Origin of the sequence: Streptomyces sp. NPDC059255 (genome assembly GCF_042752355.1) — a bacterium.
Lineage (GTDB): Bacteria > Actinomycetota > Actinomycetes > Streptomycetales > Streptomycetaceae > Streptomyces.
In genome coordinates, this window is the sequence record NZ_JBHYZP010000018.1 from 159,589 (window position 1) to 178,100 (window position 18,512).

Annotated in this window: 18 protein-coding genes; 9 read left to right on the forward strand and 9 right to left on the reverse strand. The window is 72.5% G+C overall.

Translation table 11 applies throughout. The features are described 5' to 3' along the window. The first annotated feature begins 11 nt into the window (after positions 1 to 11). Positions 12 to 473 carry a MaoC family dehydratase gene (locus ACFXKG_RS22040; protein ID WP_365810304.1) on the forward strand — a complete coding sequence of 154 codons (462 nt, stop codon included), beginning with the start codon at positions 12 to 14 and terminating at the stop codon, positions 471 to 473. Here the strand turns inward: ACFXKG_RS22040 and ACFXKG_RS22045 are convergent. Both ACFXKG_RS22045 and ACFXKG_RS22050 read right to left on the reverse strand, forming a co-directional pair. Continuing rightward, positions 461 to 1,114 (reverse strand): TetR/AcrR family transcriptional regulator, encoded by a 654-nt coding sequence (locus ACFXKG_RS22045; RefSeq protein WP_384841502.1) that lies wholly within the window; start codon positions 1,112 to 1,114, stop codon positions 461 to 463. The two genes, ACFXKG_RS22040 and ACFXKG_RS22045, sit on opposite strands and share 13 nt — an antisense overlap. Positions 1,115 to 1,182: 68 nt before the next feature. Further along, positions 1,183 to 1,470 (reverse strand): YiaA/YiaB family inner membrane protein, encoded by a 288-nt coding sequence (locus tag ACFXKG_RS22050; protein WP_382887082.1) that lies wholly within the window; start codon positions 1,468 to 1,470, stop codon positions 1,183 to 1,185. A 227-nt stretch (positions 1,471 to 1,697) separates the two neighbouring features. Between ACFXKG_RS22050 and ACFXKG_RS22055 the strand changes: the two genes are divergently transcribed. Beyond that, the gene (locus ACFXKG_RS22055; protein ID WP_384841507.1) at positions 1,698 to 2,690 is read left to right on the forward strand and encodes a DMT family transporter; all 993 of its coding nucleotides are present in this window, start codon (positions 1,698 to 1,700) and stop codon (positions 2,688 to 2,690) included. A gap of 66 nt (positions 2,691 to 2,756) precedes the next feature. Here the strand turns inward: ACFXKG_RS22055 and ACFXKG_RS22060 are convergent, their stop codons facing one another. From ACFXKG_RS22060 to ACFXKG_RS22075, 4 genes are all read right to left on the reverse strand, one after another. Beyond that, on the reverse strand, positions 2,757 to 4,145 hold the full coding sequence (locus ACFXKG_RS22060; protein WP_384841511.1) for an ABC transporter ATP-binding protein: 1,389 nt from the start codon (positions 4,143 to 4,145) through the stop codon (positions 2,757 to 2,759). A gap of 75 nt (positions 4,146 to 4,220) precedes the next feature. After that, a complete protein-coding gene (locus ACFXKG_RS22065) occupies positions 4,221 to 5,597 on the reverse strand; it encodes an MFS transporter (protein ID WP_384841514.1) in 1,377 nt (458 codons plus the stop codon). Next, positions 5,597 to 7,108, reverse strand: a complete 1,512-nt coding sequence (locus ACFXKG_RS22070) for a CitMHS family transporter (protein WP_384841518.1) — start codon at positions 7,106 to 7,108, stop codon at positions 5,597 to 5,599. The genes ACFXKG_RS22065 and ACFXKG_RS22070 overlap by 1 nt, the downstream gene beginning before the upstream one ends. A gap of 218 nt (positions 7,109 to 7,326) precedes the next feature. Beyond that, positions 7,327 to 7,959, reverse strand: a complete 633-nt coding sequence (locus ACFXKG_RS22075; RefSeq protein WP_384841586.1) for a TetR family transcriptional regulator — start codon at positions 7,957 to 7,959, stop codon at positions 7,327 to 7,329. Positions 7,960 to 8,257: 298 nt separating this feature from the next. Between ACFXKG_RS22075 and hmgA the strand changes: the two genes are divergently transcribed. From hmgA to ACFXKG_RS22090, 3 genes are all read left to right on the forward strand, one after another. After that, positions 8,258 to 9,586, forward strand: coding sequence for a homogentisate 1,2-dioxygenase (gene hmgA / locus ACFXKG_RS22080; protein ID WP_384841521.1), 1,329 nt, complete (start codon positions 8,258 to 8,260; stop codon positions 9,584 to 9,586). Between the two features lie 18 nt (positions 9,587 to 9,604). Continuing rightward, on the forward strand, positions 9,605 to 10,384 hold the full coding sequence (locus tag ACFXKG_RS22085) for a GntR family transcriptional regulator (protein ID WP_382887093.1): 780 nt from the start codon (positions 9,605 to 9,607) through the stop codon (positions 10,382 to 10,384). 73 nt (positions 10,385 to 10,457) lie between these two features. Next, entirely contained in the window at positions 10,458 to 11,708 is a 1,251-nt protein-coding gene (locus tag ACFXKG_RS22090) for a type ISP restriction/modification enzyme (protein WP_384841525.1), read from the forward strand. Positions 11,709 to 11,757: 49 nt separating this feature from the next. Here ACFXKG_RS22090 and ACFXKG_RS22095 read toward each other — a convergent pair whose 3' ends face one another. After that, complete coding sequence (locus ACFXKG_RS22095; RefSeq protein WP_384841529.1) at positions 11,758 to 12,498, reverse strand: TetR/AcrR family transcriptional regulator; 741 nt, start codon at positions 12,496 to 12,498, stop codon at positions 11,758 to 11,760. A gap of 64 nt (positions 12,499 to 12,562) precedes the next feature. Here ACFXKG_RS22095 and ACFXKG_RS22100 point away from each other — a divergent pair, with 64 nt between their 5' ends. After that, positions 12,563 to 13,654 (forward strand): ATP-binding cassette domain-containing protein, encoded by a 1,092-nt coding sequence (locus tag ACFXKG_RS22100; protein ID WP_384841532.1) that lies wholly within the window; start codon positions 12,563 to 12,565, stop codon positions 13,652 to 13,654. Then, positions 13,651 to 14,433 carry an ABC transporter permease gene (locus ACFXKG_RS22105; RefSeq protein ID WP_384841535.1) on the forward strand — a complete coding sequence of 261 codons (783 nt, stop codon included), beginning with the start codon at positions 13,651 to 13,653 and terminating at the stop codon, positions 14,431 to 14,433. Before ACFXKG_RS22100 ends, ACFXKG_RS22105 begins: the two co-directional genes overlap by 4 nt. 192 nt (positions 14,434 to 14,625) lie before the next feature. Here ACFXKG_RS22105 and ACFXKG_RS22110 read toward each other — a convergent pair whose 3' ends face one another. Continuing rightward, positions 14,626 to 14,889: a hypothetical protein gene (locus ACFXKG_RS22110; protein WP_365810325.1), complete on the reverse strand. Its 264-nt coding sequence runs from the start codon at positions 14,887 to 14,889 to the stop codon at positions 14,626 to 14,628. A 238-nt stretch (positions 14,890 to 15,127) separates the two neighbouring features. After that, positions 15,128 to 15,937 carry an SGNH/GDSL hydrolase family protein gene (locus ACFXKG_RS22115; RefSeq protein WP_384841539.1) on the reverse strand — a complete coding sequence of 270 codons (810 nt, stop codon included), beginning with the start codon at positions 15,935 to 15,937 and terminating at the stop codon, positions 15,128 to 15,130. A 625-nt stretch (positions 15,938 to 16,562) separates the two neighbouring features. Between ACFXKG_RS22115 and ACFXKG_RS22120 the strand changes: the two genes are divergently transcribed. Continuing rightward, entirely contained in the window at positions 16,563 to 17,375 is an 813-nt protein-coding gene (locus ACFXKG_RS22120; RefSeq protein WP_384841589.1) for a glycosyltransferase family 2 protein, read from the forward strand. Between the two features lie 5 nt (positions 17,376 to 17,380). Next, entirely contained in the window at positions 17,381 to 18,460 is a 1,080-nt protein-coding gene (locus ACFXKG_RS22125) for a glycosyltransferase family 2 protein (protein ID WP_384841590.1), read from the forward strand. Positions 18,461 to 18,512: the final 52 nt, after the last annotated feature.

Genomic DNA, 18,512 nt, shown 5'->3' on the forward strand with positions numbered 1-18,512 from the left:
GCACCAGGAACATGGCCGAGCCGAGGATCTTCACCTCAGCCGAGGAGCTGCGCGCCGGGATCGGCGAACAGCTGGGACACAGCGACTGGCTGGAGGTCGACCAGAAACGGATCGACCTCTTCGCCGAGGCCACCGGCGATCACCAGTGGATCCACGTGGATCCCGAGCGCGCCGCGCGGGGCCCGTTCGGGACGACGATCGCGCACGGCTATCTGACGCTGTCGCTGCTGCCCGCGCTGGTACCGGAGGTCGTGCGCGTCGAGAACGTGAAGATGGGCATCAACTACGGCACGAACAAGGTCCGTTTCCCCTCCCCCGTGCCGGTCGGCTCGCGGCTGCGCGCGACGGCCGTCCTGAAGGACGTCACGGAGGCGGGCGGCGGCGTCCAGATCACCACCCTCGTCACGATCGAGCGCGAGGGCGGCGACAAGCCGGCCTGCGTGGCGGAGTCGGTGTCGCGCTACTTCTTCTGACCGGCGGGGCCTTCGGTCCCCGGCGCGGCCACCATGCGCAGGACGAGGTCGGCGTAGAGCGCGCCGACCTCGTCGGGCGTCCGGGGGCCCGCCGCGTTGAACCAGCGCGCCACGTCGATGCAGAGGGAGAGCACCGCGAGCGTCGTCCCCGGCACGTCGGGGACGTCGAACTCCCCGTCCCGTACGCCGTCGACGAGGATCCGGCGGATCGCCGCGCTGCAGCCGCGCCGCAGCTCGACGATCTCCGCGCGGTGCTCGGCGGCGAGCGCGTCCAGTTCGTACTGGACGACCCGCGCCGTGGTGTGCCGCTCCGCGTGCCAGCGGACGAAGCCGCGCACGGCGTCGGAGAGCCGCTCCGCCGCCGTGCCCCCGCCGTCCGCGGCGGCCGTCAGCAGCGCCAGGGCGCTGTCGTGGCCGATCCGGCTGATGCGGTGGAGCAGCTCTTCCTTCGTCTTGTAGTGGATGTAGAGCGCCGCCGGGCTCATCCCCGCGCGTCCCGCGATGTCCCGGGTGGTGGTGGCGTGGTAGCCGCGCTCGGCGAACGCCTCGACGGCGGCGACCAGCAGCTTCCTGGCCGCCTCCGGGGTGACCTCACCCCACGGCGTGTGCTCGCCGTCGGCCGCCTGCTCCGCCGTGCGCATCGCGCGCCCCTTCCGTTCGGTCGTCCATTCGACAGGACGCACACCATACCCCGGCGGTGAGCAAGCGCTTAGAGCTTCTGGAAGGGGTCGTGCTCGGCCAGGATCTTCTCCAGCCTGGCCTGGTCCACCCGGCTGGTGATCTGCCCGGCCTCCTGGCGGTCCCTGATCACCTTGGCGAGGGTGAACGCCGAGGTCGTGAGGTAGAGCACGGCGATACCGAGGAAGCCCCGCACCCAGGCGTCGGCGTCGAGCCTGACGATGCCGACGGTCATCGCCACGAGGGCGAGCCCGAAGGAGGCGACGGCCTGCGCGTAGTAGGCCGGGCTGATCTGCTGCTTGACGGGTGTGTCGGTCATGCGGGACAGCTTCCGCCGGTGTGGCGGGTGCCACATCCGTACGCGTACTCAGAGCCGGTACTCAGAGCCGGTACTCGGAGCCGGTGTGCTCGAAGCGGCCCGGAGCCGGTGTGCGGAGCCGGTCCGCGCGGGGCCGTGCGTGGGGGCACCGGGCGGAGGATACGTGTCCGCGTCCGTCCCCCGATATTGCGGTGAGAGCGGACCTGCTGTCGGCGTACGTTGCCCGCATGACGTCTGCGACCGGCTCCGCCGGCTCACCTTCCTCGCCCCCGTCCCGGCTGCCCTGGCTGCCGCCGGCCGCGGCGGGGGTGACGGTCGTCCTCTGGGCCTCCGCCTTCGTCTCGATCCGCAGCGCGGGCGCGGCGTACGCGCCGGGGTCACTGGCGCTCGGCCGGCTGCTGGCCGGAGCGCTCGTGCTCGGCCTGGTCTGTCTCGTACGGCGCGAGGGCCTGCCGCCTCGGGCCGCCTGGCCCGGGATCGCCGTCTCGGGGCTGCTCTGGTTCGGCATCTACATGGTGGCGCTCAACTGGGGCGAACAGCAGGTCGACGCGGGCACGGCCGCGATGGTGGTGAACATCGGCCCGCTCCTCGTCGCGCTGCTCGGCGGCCGGCTGCTCGGCGAGCGCCTGCCGCCCCGGCTGCTGGCCGGCATGGCCGTGTCCTTCTCTGGCGCGGTGGCCGTGGGCCTGTCGATGTCCGGCGGGGGCCGTGCGTCGGTGCTCGGGGTGGCGCTGTGTGTGCTGGCGGCGGTCGCGTACGCGGGCGGGGTGGTGGCCCAGAAGCCGGCGCTGGCGCACGGGAGCGCGCTCCAGGTGACCACCTTCGGCTGTCTGACGGGAGCGGTCGCCTGTCTGCCGTTCGCGGGGCAGCTCGTCCGCGACGCGGCGGACGCGCCGCTCACGGCGACGCTCAACATGCTCTACCTGGGCGTGTTCCCGACCGCCCTGGCGTTCACGACCTGGGCATACGCGCTGGCCCGTACGACGGCCGGGCGGATGGGCGCGACGACGTACGCCGTGCCCGCGCTGGTCGTGCTGATGGCGTGGCTCGCCCTGGGCGAGATACCGGGACCGCTCACGCTGGGCGGCGGCGCACTCTGTCTCGCCGGGGTGGCGGTGTCGCGCTCGCGACCGCGCCCTCGTACCACCGTCGTCGCGGGGAGCGCGGGAGCGCCGGAGGAACGGAGCGCCGGAACACCGGAGGAGCGGAGGTCGGCCTGAGCGCGCCTGTCGTCCTCCCTTCTCCTCCAGCTCTCCCCTCCTCCGTCCCGCGCCGGGCGGAACGCGTCAGGCGTCGAGCCCCGGCTGGTCCCTCGGTGCGGGGCAGATCCGACGGCCGAAGTCGTCGAAGACGTAGAGGTGGGCCAGATCGACCAGGAGCGGCACCTGCGCGCCCGTCCGCAGCCGCATGTCGGGGCCGGTGCGGACCACCAGGTCGCTCGCGGCGATGACGGCGCGTTCGGGGCTGCGGGCGGCCGGCTCCTGGCGCGTCAGCGGCTCGTCGACGGCGACACCGGGTGCGGAGCCGTTGCCGCCCGGTGCGGAGCCGTTGCCGCCGGAAGCGGAGCCGTTGCGCGCGGCCGGTCGGCCGCGCAGCCGGTCCAGGAGACCTGGGCCGTTCTTGCGGCGGCGTACGGCGGACTTCGGGCGGGGCGATTCGAGATCGGCCACCACCGCGGGCCGGGAGCCGATGTTCAGATGGACGAGCGCCTCGTGTCCCTGGTACTCCATGTGCTCGACGATGCCGCTCAGCGCCACCTCGCCCGCACGGGCCTGGCTGGGCGGGGCGATCCTGGCCGCCTCCGAGCGCAGGCCGACGATGATCTGCCGGCCCTGCTGGATCCGGAGCAACTGGTGGTCGGAGCTGAGGGGTTCGGGCAGCCGCAGCCGCTGGCGGCCGAGGTCGATCGACATCCGGCCGTCGAGCGGCGCGTGGACGACGGCCTGGAGCAGGTTGATGCGCGGGGTGCCGATGAACGCGGCGACGAACACGTTCTCCGGCAGGGCGTAGACCTCGCGCGGCGCGCTGACCTGCTGGAGGACCCCGCCGCGCATCACCGCGACCCGGTCGCCCAGGGACATCGCCTCCGCCTGGTCGTGCGTCACATAGATGGTGGTGACGCCGAGTTCGGCGGTGAGATGGGCGATCTCGGCGCGCAGATGGCTGCGGAGCTTGGCGTCGAGGTTGGAGAGCGGTTCGTCCATCAGGAAGGCCGAGGGGCGCCGGGAGATGGCGCGTCCCATCGCGACGCGCTGGCGCTCGCCACCGGAGAGCTGGTTCGGATAGCGGTCGAGGACGCTCTCGATGCCGAGCATCCTCGCGGTGGCCTCGACGCGCTCGGTGCGGTCCTCGCGCGGGTTCTCCAGCTTGAGCGGAAAACCGATGTTCTCGCGGTTGGTCATGGACGGATAGAGCGCGAAGTTCTGGAACACCATGGCCATTCCGCGTTCCCGCGGCGGCATGTTGTTGGCATATTCACCGTCGAGGAACAGATCTCCCTCGGTGATGTCCTCCAGACCCGCGATCATGCGGAGTACGGTCGATTTCCCGCACCCCGACGGGCCGAGGAGCACCAGGAATTCACCGGGTGCGATATCGAGCGAGAACCGGTCGACCGCGCGGGCCGACCGTCCGTATGCCTTGCTGACGCTGTGCAGGGATATGGCGCGAGTCATGAATGGTTCCGCCCGGAAGAGGAAGATGGAGCGGGTGCGAAGGTGGAGCGGCCGCGGACGCCTGAAGTTAGCCGACTACGCGCGGTCAGGGAATGATTCGCGCGAAGGTTCCACTCCGCCCGCACCACCCCTGCCCGTACCCCCGCTCGCGCCCGCGCCTGTACCCCCGCCCGTACCCTCGCTCGCGCTCGCGCCCGTACTCCCGCCCGTACTCCCGCTCGCGCGCCCGCTCTTGCCGCCGCCTGTGTTCCCGTCGGGTGTCTCGCCCGGCCTGCGCGGCCCGAGGGCGGCCGCGCCCACCAGCAGCGCGCCGAGCATCAGGAACGGCGCGCCCGTGCCCGCGACGCCCGCGACCAGACCGGCGGAGGCCGGGGCGGCGACCTGCCCGAGGCGGTTGCCGGTGAGGCGCAGCGCGAGCGCGGTGGAGCGCGCCCCGTCGGGGGCGGCCCGTACGACGGTCGTCATCGACAGCGGCTGGCCGACGCCGAGGCAGAAGCCGAGCGCGGCGAGCATCAGCGCGAGCCCCCAGACCGGTACGGGCAGGGCGATGCCCGCGCACAGCAGCCCGCCGAGCAGACAGGTCGCGGTGAGCAGGACCGTACGGCCGACCAGGCGGAGCATCGGGGTCATCACCAGGCGGCAGGCGATGGTGGCGGCGGCGCGCAGGCTGAGCAGGGCGCCGATCACGGCGGGGGCGATGCCCCGTTCCTCGCCGACGACCGGCAGATACGCGGTGAGGATGTCGGTGGTGGAGAGCACGGCCAGGCTGATGAGGATCCCGGCGGGCACGCCCCGGGTGCGCAGGATGCGGTGGACGGGAACCCGTCCCGCGCCACGGTCCCGGGCGGCGACGGGGGTACGGGGCTCGACGCGCCACAGCGCGGTGAAGGAGACCGCGGCGACGGTGGCGGCGACGAGCAGGGCGAGCGCGCTCGTACGGGCCATCGCGCCGCCCTGACCGGAGACGACCAGACCGGCCGCGGCGGGGCCCGCGAGCTGGCCGAGGGAGGCGCCGATGGTGAAGTGGCCGAAGTTGCGGTCCTGTTCGGCCGGTGCGCTGCGGCGGGCCACGATCGACTGGGCGCCGATGACGAAGCAGAGGTGGCCGAGTCCCATCACCCCGCTCCAGGCGGCGAGTTCGACGAGGGAGCCGGCGAGGCCGCTGAGGGCGCAGCCCGCGGAGATGAGGACGACGCCCGTGACGAGCAGGGGGACACAGCGTCCGTGGTCGGTCCTGCGGCCGAGCGGTACGGCCGCGAAGAGCGGCAGCAGCGCGTACACGGCGGTGATCACGCCGATGGCACGCTCGTCGGCGCCGACCGAGAGCGCCCGGTAGGAGACCGCCGGCCGCGCCATCGACACCGCGCCCTGGGCGAATCCGAAGGCGATGACGAGGCGCAGGAGCCAGCTTCTCCCACCGGGCGGCACATCGTGTCCTGGGGTCTCGTTCATCAGATGATGCCGAAGAGTACCCCGGCCGCGAGAACGACGAGCGCGGTGAGCGCGGCCCATTTGACGGTGAAGCGGGTGTGGTCGCCGAACTCGACCTTCGCCATGCCGACGAGGACGTAGACGGCGGGGACGAGCGGGGACGACATGTGGAGCGGCTGGCCGACGAGGGAGGCGCGGGCGATCTCCAGCGGGGAGACTCCGTGCGCGGCGCCGGCCTCGGCGAGGACGGGCAGGACGCCGAAGTAGAAGCCGTCGTTGGACATGAAGTACGTGAGCGGCACGCTCAGCAGACCGGTGACGATCGCCATGTGCGGGCCCATGCCCTCCGGAATGGCGCCCACGAGCCAGTCGGCCATGTGCTGGACCATTCCGGTGCCGGTGAGGACCCCGGTGAAGACGGCGGCGGCGAAGACCATGCCGGAGACGTTGAGGACGTTGTCGGCGTGGGCGGCGATACGGGCCTTCTGCTCGGCCATGTTGGGGTAGTTGACGGTGAGGGCGAGGGCCGCGCCGAGGAGGAAGAGCACCGGGATCGGCATCAGTTCCATGATCATGGCGGTGAGGAGCGCGACGGTCAGCCCGGCGTTGAACCAGTAGAGGCGGGGGCGCAGGGTGGCGCGGTTGGGGTCGAGCCCCTGGAAGCCCTCGTCGTCGGCGTCGTCGGCGTCGTCATGGGCGGAGTTGCCCGCGTGGCCGGGGCCGTCCGCCGTGGCGGTCGCCGTACCGGCACCGGAGCCGCCGGCGCCCGTACCGGAGCCGGTGCCCTTGCCGCCACCGGTCTTCACGAGAAGCTGCTCGACCTTCGTCGCGGACGATCCGGACGCCCCGGACGACCCGGACGCTCCCGACTCCGTCTCGGTGACCGTGTCCGTCTTCAGCGCCTCGTCCAGCGTCAGCACGCCGAGCCGCTTGCGCTCCCGGATGCCGAGCACGTACGCGAGGATCAGCACGCAGAGCAGTCCGACGGCGAGCGCCGGGATCATCGGGACGAACACCTCGCCCGCGTCCACCTTGAGCGCGGTGGCGGCCCGGGCGGTCGGGCCGCCCCACGGCAGGGTGTTCATCACGCCGTTGGCGGTAGCGGCGACGCCGGTCATGACGACCCGGCTCATCCCGAGCCGCTTGTACAGCGGGTACATCGCGGAGACAGTGATCATGAAGGTGGTGGAGCCGTCGCCGTCCAGCGAGACGATCGAGGCGAGCACCGCGGTTCCGACCACGATCCGCATGGGGTCCGCCTTGCAGAAGCGCAGGATGCCCCGGACGATCGGGTCGAAGAGTCCGACATCGATCATGACGCCGAAGTAGACGATGGCGAACATCAGCATCGCGGCGGTGGGCGCGAGGTCGCCGACGCCCTTGATGACGTAGTCGCCCAACTGCGCGCCCTGTCCGACAATGACGCAGAAGAGTGCTGGTATGAGCACCAGTGCCGCGATCGGCGACATCTTCTTCATCATGATCAGCACCAGGAAGGTGGCGATCATGACGAAGCCGAGGATGGTCAGCATGGGAAAGGCCCCTCACGTTCACCTTTGAACTGCCGCCGGGGGCGGCGGTGCGGATGACGTTAAGGCGGCGTTCCACGCGTTAACAAGATGTTGACATGCGAGCAATACGAGCAAAACCCCAGGTCACAGCGGTACCGGGGCGGACAGGGCGGTGCATCGGGCCGGGTGGGACGGTGCATCGGGCCGGGTGGGACGGCGCGTCGGCGCGGGCCGGCGGTTCAGTCGAGCGACTTCGCGAGATAGCCGCGCAGCAGCTCCCGGGTCTCCGCGACGATCCCCGGCTCACCCGCGGCGTCCGCACGGAAGGCGAGCTGGAGGAGCGCGTCGGTGGCCTCGACGGCGACCAGCACCGTACGGTGCAGCGCCGCGTCCGGGGTCCGGCCGAGGTGTCCGGCGAGCAGTCCGGTGAGGCGGCGCGCGACGCGGTGGTTGGGATCGTCGTCCGGGGCGGAATCCGCGGCGGCGTCCCGGGCGGGCGCGCGGCGGCCGGCGCCGAGCGGGAGCTGGGCGCCGAAGTCGACGAGGGAGAAGCCGGGCACCGTGCGCTTCATGGCCAGGTACTCGTCCAGCAGCGCGTCGACCGCGCCACGCCAGTCCCGCGCGTCGAGCCGGGCGAGCCGGTCCGTGACCTGCGCGGCGTAGCGGTCCAGGTTCCGGACGGCGAGGGCGTCCGCCATGGCGCGCTTGTTGCCGAAGAAGCGGTAGACGGAGCCGATGGGGACGCCCGCGCGGGCGGCGACGGCGCGGGTGGTGAGCTCTTCGTACCCCGTCTCGTCGAGGAGTACGGCGCAGGCGTCGAGGATCCGGGCGAGCCGTTCCGTGCTGCGGCGCTGGACGGGGACCCTGCGCAGGGGCTGGGCGGGGCCCCGCCGCGGCGGAGCGGCGGGCGGCGCGGCGCCCGGGACGCTCGCGGCTCCAGGGGCGCCCGGGACTCCCGGGATGCCTGCGGCTCCAGGGGCGCCCGCTAAGGCGGAGGGGACGGCGGACTGTTCGTTCGTACGGTCGTGTGACACGGGGTCCATGATGCCGCGCGGCCCCGTTGACGTGCCGGGCGTCCAATCCTACGGTTGTCCATAGGATTGGACCGGAGCCCCACCAGGGCCCGGTCCCGCCGGACCGACGGGAACCCCCTCGACCAGGGAGCGGACGATGAGCGGCATCGAACAGGCACGGAAGGCGGCCACGGACCTCGGCCACTCCCCCGGCTTCGGCAACGAGCACAGTTCGGAGGCGGTGCCGGGCGCGCTGCCGCTCGGCCGCAACTCACCGCAGCGCGCGCCGCTCGGGCTCTACGCGGAGCAGCTCAGCGGCAGCGCCTTCACCGAGCCCCGGAGCCACAACCGCCGCTCGTGGCTGTACCGCATCCGCCCCTCGGCGGCCCATCCGCCGTTCGTACGGATCGACAACGGCGCGGTGCGCGGCGCCCCGTTCACCGAATCCGTCCCCGACCCCAACCGGCTGCGCTGGAACCCGCTGCCGGAGCCGCCGCCCGGCACCGATTTCCTGGCCGGCCTCTGGACGCTGGGCGGCAACGGGGACGCGGGGCAGCGCTCGGGCATGGCGGTGCACCTGTACCACGCCAACGCGCCCATGACGGACCGGGTGTTCAGCGACGCGGACGGCGAACTGCTGATCGTCCCCGAGCACGGCGGGCTGCTGATCCGTACGGAACTGGGCCTGCTCGCCGCCCGCCCCGGCGAGGTGGCGCTGATCCCGCGCGGGGTGCGGTTCCGGGTCGAGCCGCTGGACGACGCGGTGCGCGGGTACGTCTGCGAGAACTACGGGCGGCCGTTCGTCCTGCCCGACCTCGGCCCGATCGGGGCCAACGGCCTGGCCAACGCCCGGGACTTCCACGCCCCCGTCGCCGCGTACGAGGACATCGAGCGGCCGACGCAGGTGATCAGCAAGTACTGCGGAAACCTGTGGTCCGCCACCTACGGCCACTCGCCGCTCGATGTCGTCGCCTGGCACGGCAACCATGCGCCGTACGTCTACGACCTGCGGCGCTTCAACGTGATCGGCTCCATCAGCTACGACCACCCCGACCCCTCGATCTTCACCGTGCTGACCTCGCCGTCCGACACCCCGGGGCTCGCGGGCGTCGACTTCGTGGTCTTCGCGCCGCGCTGGCTGGTCGGGGAGGACACGTTCCGGCCGCCGTACTTCCACCGCAACGTGATGAGCGAGTACATGGGCCTGATCCAGGGCGCGTACGACGCGAAGACCGCCGGCGAGGGCGGGTTCGTGCCGGGTGGCGGCTCGCTGCACAACATGATGTCGGCGCACGGCCCGGACCGGGAGACCTTCGACCGGGCGAGCGCCGCCGAGCTGCGGCCGCAGAAGATCGACGACGGACTGGCGTTCATGTTCGAGACGCGCTGGCCGGTGACGCTGGCCGGGCAGGCGGCGCGGGCCGGGCATCTCCAGCGGGGTTACGACGAGGTGTGGCAGGGTCTTGAGCGCCACTTCAGGCCCTGACCCGCTGGGAGTTCACCGGTGACCGCCTTCGCCCCCGACTCGCTGGTCCTGAACCGCAAGCTGCCGCTGTGGTACCAGGTCTCGCAGTCCCTGCGCGCCTCGATACTGGGCCGCCGTCCGCACGATCCGCTGCGGCTGCCCACGGAGGAGCAGCTCGCCGCGCACTACGGGGTCAGTGTGCTGACGATGCGCCAGGCGCTGAAGGAGCTGGAGGAGGAGGGGCTGATCAGCCGGCACCGGCGGCGTGGCACCTTCATCGAGCCGGGCGCGCGGCGGGGCGCCCCGCGCCGGCTCCTCGGGTCGGTCGACGCGATCGTGGCGCAGCAGTCGGGCGAGCTGACCACGGTCCTGGACCACGGCCCGGTCCCGGTGCCGGGTGAACTCGCCGAGTACTTCCCCGGGCTGGACGAGGTGGTCGCGTACCGCAGGCTGCGCCGTGACGGCGAGAGCGGGGAGCCGGTCAACTGGGCGGAGAACGCGGTGCGTCCGGAGGTCGCGGCGGGGCTCGACGTCGCGGACCTGGAGCGCTGGCCGATGACGAAGGTGCTGCGCGACACCCGGGGGATACGGATCAGCCGGATCACCGACACGGTCGAGGCCCGGCTGGCGGATCCGGTCACGGCGGAGCTGCTGGGGGTGCCGCTGCTGAGCCCGATCCTGCACTACACGGGGGTGACGTACGACGAGGGCGGCCGGGTGGTGGACGTCGCCAGGATCCGCTACCGGGGCGACCGGTTCTCCTTCTCGGTCACCGTGGAGACGGACACCGGTCCTACGGGTGAACCTCCGGCGCGCTGATCCGGTCGTCACGGGCGGCGGTTACGCTTTCGCGGACGGCACACGGGAGAGAGGCGACGGGGAGGGTCCGGGGATGGCTGCGACGCGGGCCGACGCGGCGTTCGGGGATGCCCCGCTGCTCGGCGAGCTGATGCCGTGGTCGACGCCGCCGTTGCGGCTGGGGCGGCCGTGGGTGCTCGCGCCGGACTCCGGTTCGCTGACGGCCCGCTGGGACCGGCTCGTACGGGCCGAGGGCGCCGAACGGGAGGCGCTGTTCGGGGTGACCCGGGCCCGTACACCGCTGAGCGCGGTGGCCGCGCTGCCCGGGCAGGTCAACGGCACCGGGCGGTTCGCGCGGGAGACGGGGCGCTGCCCGGAGCCGCTGCGGGTGGCGCACGGACCGTTCGACGAGCAGTGGCTGATCCCCGACCACCGGCTGATCGACGCGGCGCGCCCCGAGCTGTGGCGCGTCGCCGACGCCCGGCAGCTCTTCGCCGTGGAGCAGGGGTACGTCCCCCAGGGCGACCCGGGACCGGCGCTGCTGGTCAGCGCGGTCCTCCCGGACGGCCACTCCCCCGCCGGGCGGCCGGGCCGGATCCGGCCGCTCTACCGGCGCCCCGGCGGCGGGGAGCCCAATCTCGCCCCCGGGCTGACGGAGCTGCTGGCGGCGCGTCTCGGCCGGGAGGCCGGTGCCGAGGACGTGCTGGCGTGGGCCGTGGCCACCGCCGTCCCCTCGTCCGCCGGGTGCGTGGTGCCGCTGACGGCCGACCCCGGCGTCTGGGCCTCCGGGGTGGAGCTGGGGCGGCGGATGACCGGGATCCAGCTCCGCGGGGCGCGCGGCGGCGAACGGCCCCGGCTGCCCGGCGGGCGCCGCCCGTACGTACGCGCCGCGGTGCCGGACCGGCCCGACTCGCTGACGTACGACGCGGCGGACGAGGCGCTCTGTGTCGGCGCCACCGGCCGTATCTCGCCCGTACCGGCCGGGGCCTGGGACTTCACGGTCGGCGGGGTGCGGGTGCTGGAGCTGTGGTTCGAGCGCCGCGCCCGCCGCGCCGATCCGCCGGAGCCCGGCACGCTGGAGGCAATCCGGCCGGCGGGCTGGCCCCGGGAGTGGACCTCGGAGCTGCTGGAGCTGATCACGGTCCTGGCGCTGCTCGCGGAAGTCCGGCCGCTCCGGCGGAGGTTGCTCGCCGAGGCCGAGGCCGGAGCCCGAGCCGGAGCGGCCATCGGGCGGGCCGAGCTGCGGACGGCCGGTGTCCTGCCGGTCCGGGCGGCGGCCCGCCGCCCGGCGTCGGTGCTCGACCACCACGAGGAGGGCCCGGAGGGGCAGTTCGCCCTCGTCTAGGGTCCCTCGTCTGGACCTCAACCCCTCAAGCCGTCAAGCTCTCCAGACCTCAGGACCGTCGGCCACCCCTCCGCTCCGCCGCCGGCGCGAAGGAGTCGAGCACCCGGCTCAGCGCCCGGTCGAAGACCGCGTCCAGATCGATGGGGCCCGAGTCCTCGGCGAGCGCCGCCGACAGCCGCGGATAGCGGCCCGAGGACAGCTCGCTCACCATGTACGCGATCCGGATCTCGTGTTCGCGCTCCGCGGACCACGGCAGTGCCCGCACCCGCTCCGCGGTGTGGAGTTCGTTGGCCACGTACGTGGTCACCACCCCGTTGACCATCGCGACCAGCTCCATCTTCTCGCCGTACGAGAGGTCGAGCCCGTCCAGGCAGCGCAGGCTGTACTCCAGGAAGCCGATCACGTTCGGGCTGAATCCGTAGGCGCTCGACATCAGCCCCGCCATCCAGGGGTGGTCCCTCATCATCGTGCGCGCGCGGTACGCGAGGTGGGTCAGGTCGGCGCGCCAGTCGCCGGACGGCTCCTCGGGCAGGGGGTACGCGCCCGCGACCGCGTCGACCATCAGCTCGTGCAGGTCCTCCTTGCGCGGGATGTAGTTGTAGAGCGACATCGTGCCGCAGCCCAGCTCGGCCGCCACATGCCGCATGGTCACGGCACCGATGCCGCCGGCGTCGGCGATCCGGACGGCGGCGGACGCGATGTCGGCGCGGCTGTAGGCCGCCTTCGGCCCGCGCCCGGCCCGCTCGGGGCGGGCCCAGATCACTTCGGGTTCAGCAGGTCGCCCCGCCATGGATCATCACCTCGCCCACCATCCTAGTTACGTACACCGTACGTAGTGCGCTATGGTGGGCCGCATGACAACTACGTACGCTGTACTTAGTGAGGGTCTGGAGAAGCGCTACGGCGGCGCCGGTGGCGTGCCCGCCCTGCGCGGGCTGGATCTGGCGGTCGCCGAGGGCACCGTCTGCGGGGTGCTCGGGCCGAACGGCGCGGGCAAGACGACCGCCGTGCGGGTGCTGACCACACTCACCGCGCCCGACGCGGGGACCGCACGGGTGGCGGGGCACGACGTCGCGCGTGAGCCGGGCGCGGTGCGCCGCGTGATCGGGGTCACCGGTCAGTACGCAGGCGTGGACGGTGAGTTGACGGGCCGGGAGAACCTCCGGCTCTTCGCCAAACTTCTCGGCATCAGGGGCGCGGCGGGCCGGGCGCGCGCCGACGAGCTGCTGGAGCGCTTCGAGCTGACGGACGCCGCCGCCCGGGTCGCACGGACCTACTCCGGCGGAATGCGGCGCCGCCTCGACCTGGCGGTGAGCCTGCTGACCCGCCCCCGGGTGCTCTTCCTCGACGAACCGACCACCGGACTCGACCCGCACAGCCGCAACCAGATCTGGGCCGCCGTGCGCGCGCTCGCCGCCGAGGGCACCACCGTCCTGCTGACCACGCAGTATCTGGAGGAGGCCGACCAGCTCGCCGACCGCGTCGTGCTGATCGACCGGGGCAGGGCCGCCCACCACGGCACACCCGCCGAACTGAAGGCGAGCATCGGCTCGTACGCGGAGGTCGTCCTCGCAAAGCCGACGGCGACGGCGACGGCGACGGCCACCGGGGACACGACGGACGCGGGAGGCGCGGGCGACACCGCGGACGCGGCGCTGGTCGCCGCGGCGAGGGTGCTCGACCAGCTCACCGGCGCCGAGCCCGTCCTCGACCGCGAGCTCCGTACGGTCGGCGCCGTGGCCATGAACCCCGCGCTGACCGTGCCCCGGATCGTCCGGGAACTGGACGCGGCGGGCGTGCCGGTGGTCGACGTGAGCCTGCGGCCGCCCACGCTGGACCAGGTCTTCCTCCGCCTGACCGACCGCACCCGCGATCCCGTCACGCCCTCCACGCGCCCCGCGTCCGACGCGTCCGGCACGTCCACCCCGAAGGAGCACGCCGCATGAGCACGCTCGCCTACGACAGCGGCGCCGTCCTGGGCCGCCACCTCCAGCGGATCAGGCACGCCCCGGGCATCGTGATCCTCACCCAGACCATGCCCATCAACATGCTGCTCTTCTTCGGCTACGTCTTCGGCAGCGCGCTGGCGATGCCGGGCGAGGAGTACCGCGCGTACCTCGTGCCCGGACTGCTCGCGGCGACGGCCGCGGGCGGCCTGATGACGGGCATGTTCCAGGCGTCGCACGACGCCCAGCGCGGCGTCATGGACCGGTTCCTGACGCTGCCGATGAGCCGGGTCGCGGTGCCGCTGGGCCAGACCCTGGCGGATCTGCTGACCACGCTCGCCGGGATGGTGCCGCTGCTGCTGGTGGGGCTGGCGGTGGGATGGCGGATCGAGGGCGGCGTGCCGGGCGCGCTCGGCGCGGTGGGGCTGCTGCTGCTCTTCCGGTTCGCGACCGCGTGGATCGGCACGTACATCGGGCTGCTCGTCCGCAACGAGGAGATCGCGGGGCAGCTCGGCGCCGCGACGTTCGTGCTGCCGCTGCTGTCGAACGCGTACATCCCGGCGGAGGGGCTGCCCGGCTGGCTGCGTACGGTCGCCGAGTGGAACCCGATCAGCGCGGTCGCCGCGGCGGTCAGGGATCTGTGCGGCAACGCCGCCCCGGTGGCGGACGCCGCCTGGCCCGCCGCGCATCCGGTGGCCGGATCGTTGCTGTGGTCACTGGCGCTGCTGGCCCTGTTCGTACCGCTGGTGGTACGGCGGTACGCGAGGGGCGGGGAGTGAGGCGGCGGCACGAGCGGCCTTCAGGACCGCGGCCGGCCAGGGCCGGTGTCGGGGAGTGGACTCACCGGCCGGGCCGCCGCGGAGGGGACGGAGGAGGAGACAGGAAGGCGGCAGCCTGCACTCGGCCGGCCCGCCGAACGGTCGCGGGTGGTCCGAGCGCGGGGGTACCGCGAGCAGTCTGAACCGTGAAGGTCAGCGGCGGCTGCCGAAGAGCGTGCGGCGCAGCCGCCGCAGCGGCGCGAAGAGCGAGACCCGCGCGCCCTTCCTCGTGTGCGTCTCCGACCTGTCCCGTGCGGTCAGCTCACGCATCAGCAGCGTCGCCTCGACCGTCTCCCGCTGCGGCACGGCGGGACCGCCGAGCACCGCGAGATGGCGGTCGAGGCGCGAACTGCTCGCGCTGCTCCCGCAGGTGATCGCAGGGATTCGTGCCCTGCTGTGCACCGTTATCTGTTTCATTCCACTCCCCACCCGTACGAGGGCACCCGGTCCGGGCAGGTTAACCCTATCGCCCCTTCAGGACACCCGTGTATCCCGCCTTCGGGCAGAACCACACTCGTACGGGGAGGAATGGACACGGCCCGATCCGTCTTAATTCAGGGCGAGTTGGACAGTTCACCCGGTCGCGGGAGACCCGTGTGAGGGACCTGCGCGAGGGCCTTTCCGAGGGCCTCCGCGAGGGCCTTACGGAAGAGGCTCACGCGGCCGAGGTGAAGGCCGGCAGGTAACCCATGGACTGGCCGGCGGCCGTGGGGTGATAGGACTCGCCGATGTCCAGCACGTTCAGGCTGTTGAGCCACGAGGCGCTGGAGCAGATCTCGTGGCCGGTGAAGGCCGCGGAGACGCCGGCGAAGGAGAAGCCGTGGTCGGCGGCGCGCTTCTCGGTCGCGGCGTTCAGGTAGTCGGCCGCGCTGTTGATCGCGGCCCGCTTCGCCTCGCTCAGCCCCGCGATACAGGTCCCCTTGAGCTGGTAGAAGCGGGGATACCCGAGGACCACGACTCTCGCCGACGGGGCCTTGGATCTGATCGCCGTGTAGACCGCGTCGAGGTTGCCCGGGAGCGTGGAGTCGACGAACGCGCGGGCCTGCGCGATCCGGTTGAGGCAGGCGCTCTCCGACTGGAGGACGCAGACCGTCATGACGTCGGAGAATCCGGCGTCGTTGCCGCCCGCGCTGATGCTGACGAGGTCGGTGGAGGAGTTGAGCGGCCCGAGCTGACTGGCGGTCACATCGCCCGTACGGGCGCCCGAGCACGCGGTGAACGCGAACGAGGCGGGTGAGTTCGCGGCGGCCCAGAGGGCCGGATAGGCCCTGGGGGTGCGCTTGCAGGCACCACTGGCGCTGTCGTACCCGCCGGAGCCGACTCCCGAGGAGTACGAGTCGCCGAGCGCCACGTAGTCGACGGCGGCGGCCGACTCGGCGGCCGAGGCCGCCGATGCCCCGGTGAGGGCGAGGACGGCGCCGAGGAGGAGCGAGGATGAGAATGCCGTGATTCGGGCCAGTTTCATAGAACCTCTCCTTAGCAGGATTTCTGCCACAACTGTCGTACCAGCAGCGACACTTCACTGGAAGTGTCCATGCCAAGAACGCACGGTGAGAGTTTCCCTCGGACCGTTATGAGTACACGGAACGTGAAGAATTGAGCGGAACCGATCAGGGATGTTCCGGATGTGACCGGCGAAGTACGGCCAAAAAAGCAAAAAACCGCTCTGAGGTTCCAGCTCTTGCCATACAGTCCCAATCATCAATACCGTCGTACATCCACCCGCATCGGTCCATCATGCAAGCGGCTCCTGGGGAGGGCTTCAAGCGTCGCGATGGCTCCCGGTGCGGGGCGCGGTAGGGGGGTGCCGCGCTCGGTGACCGCGCTCCGCGCTGCCGAGTCGCGGGCCGCGCGACCAGTTCCACAGCTCACCCGTCCAGCACGGAGTGCCATGTGCCATGCCGTCATGGCGGAGTGAGAACCCCCCTTTCGAACCGGAACCACAGCGGGACCGCCCGGGGGTGGGCGGTCCACCGGACGAGAGGGAAAGTCTTGTGAGCGCGTTTCTGCGCCCGGCGATTCCGGGTGATGATCCGTTGGACATTCCGGCCCGGCTCCCGATCGAAGAGCGGAGCCAGGCCGAGGGGCATATCCAGATCGAACAGCAGGGCGAGCGGAAGGACCGGCTCGCGTACCGGCCGATCTCCTCGCATCTCGCGATCACTCCGCCGGTGAGCGTCGTGATACCGGCCATGAACGAGGCGGAGAACCTTCCGTACGTCTTCAAGACCCTGCCCGAGTGGATCCACGAAGTCGTCCTGGTGGACGGTGACTCCACCGACGGCACGATCGAGGTGGCCCGCGCGTTACGGCCCGACGTCAAGGTCGTCGCCCAGCGCGGCAAGGGCAAGGGGGACGCCCTGATCAGCGGCTTCGCCGCATGCACGGGCGACATCATCGTGATGGTCGACGCGGACGGGTCGGCCGACGGCCAGGAGATCGTCTCCTACGTCTCGGCGCTGGTCTCCGGCGCCGACTTCGCCAAGGGTTCGCGGTTCGCCAACGGCGGCGGCACGGACGACATGACGGCGATCCGCAAGCTCGGCAACCGGGTGCTCTGCGCCGTCGTCAACGCCAAGTTCGGCGCCCGCTACACCGATCTCTGCTACGGCTACAACGCCTTCTGGCGCCACTGCCTGGACGAGATCACCCTGGACTGCACCGGCTTCGAGGTCGAGACCCTGATGAACATCCGGGTCGTCAAGGCCGGGCTGAAGGTGCAGGAGATCCCGAGCCACGAGTACGACCGGATCCACGGGGTCAGCAATCTGAGAGCCGTCCGGGACGGCCTGCGCGTCCTGAAGGTGATACTCCGCGAGCGGGGCGTGCCCCGCTCGAACCGCCGCCGCCCGGTCGCCCTGCGGATCAGCGTCCCCGCGGCGCCGCGCGGGGAGGCGTCGTGAGCGTCGTGACCGGAGGTCCGGCGCACGGGGGCGGCGCGGCCGCCTCGCGGCACCGGCCGTTCACGGTCGTCGTCTGCGTCTACACCGAGGACCGCTGGCAGGACATCCTCGCGGCGGTCGACTCGGTGGCGGGGCAGTCGCTGCCGGCCCTGGAGACGCTGCTCGTCGTCGACCACAACCCGGCCCTGCTGGCACGGCTCACCGCGCACTACGCGGAGCGGGCCGCGCGCGGCGAGGTGCGGGTGCTCGCCAACGCGGGGCCGCGCGGCCTCTCGGCGGGCCGCAACACCGGGATCGCCGTGGCCCGCGGCGCGTTCGTGGCGTTCCTCGACGACGACGCCGTGGCCGAGCGGGACTGGCTGCGCCGCTTCGACGAGGCGTACGGGGACGATCCGCGGATCCTCGCCGTGGGCGGGCGGACGATGCCCGCGTGGGCCTCGGGGCGCAGGCCCGCCTGGTTCCCCGAGGAGTTCGACTGGGTCGTCGGCTGTACCTACCGGGGGCTGCCGGAGGGTGTGGTCCGGGTACGCAACGTCCTCGGCGGCAACGCGTCGTTCCGGCGTACCGCGTTCGACACGGCGGGCGGCTTCGCCACGGGCATCGGACGCGACGGCGACCGGCGACCGCTCGGCTGCGAGGAGACGGAGCTGTGCATCCGGCTCACCGAGGCCGTACCGGACGCGGTGCTGCTGATCGACGACCGTGCCGTCATCCACCACCGGGTCCCCGCGGCCCGCGAGCGGTTCGGCTACTTCCGTACGCGGACGTACGCCGAAGGACTCTCCAAGGCGCTGGTCGCCAGGAGCGTGGGGGCGGACAAGGGGCTCGCGTCGGAGCGCCGTTACACCACCCGCGTGCTTCCGGCGGGCATCGCGCGCGGTCTGCGCGACGCGGTGCGGGGGCGGCCCGGCGGTCTGGGCCGCGCCGGGGCGATCGTGGCGGGGGTGGCCACCACGGCGGCCGGCTATCTGGTGGGCCGCTACCGTACCCGGGGCGGGTCCGTGGCGTTCACGTCGGGGCCCATCGAACGGAGGGCGCCCGGCGCCGCCGAGGAACTGCGCGGCCGGTGGGAGGCAGCCGTATGACCACGGGGAGGAGGGGCCCCGCGCCGCGCCGCGCGCCGGGCCCCTCCGGCCC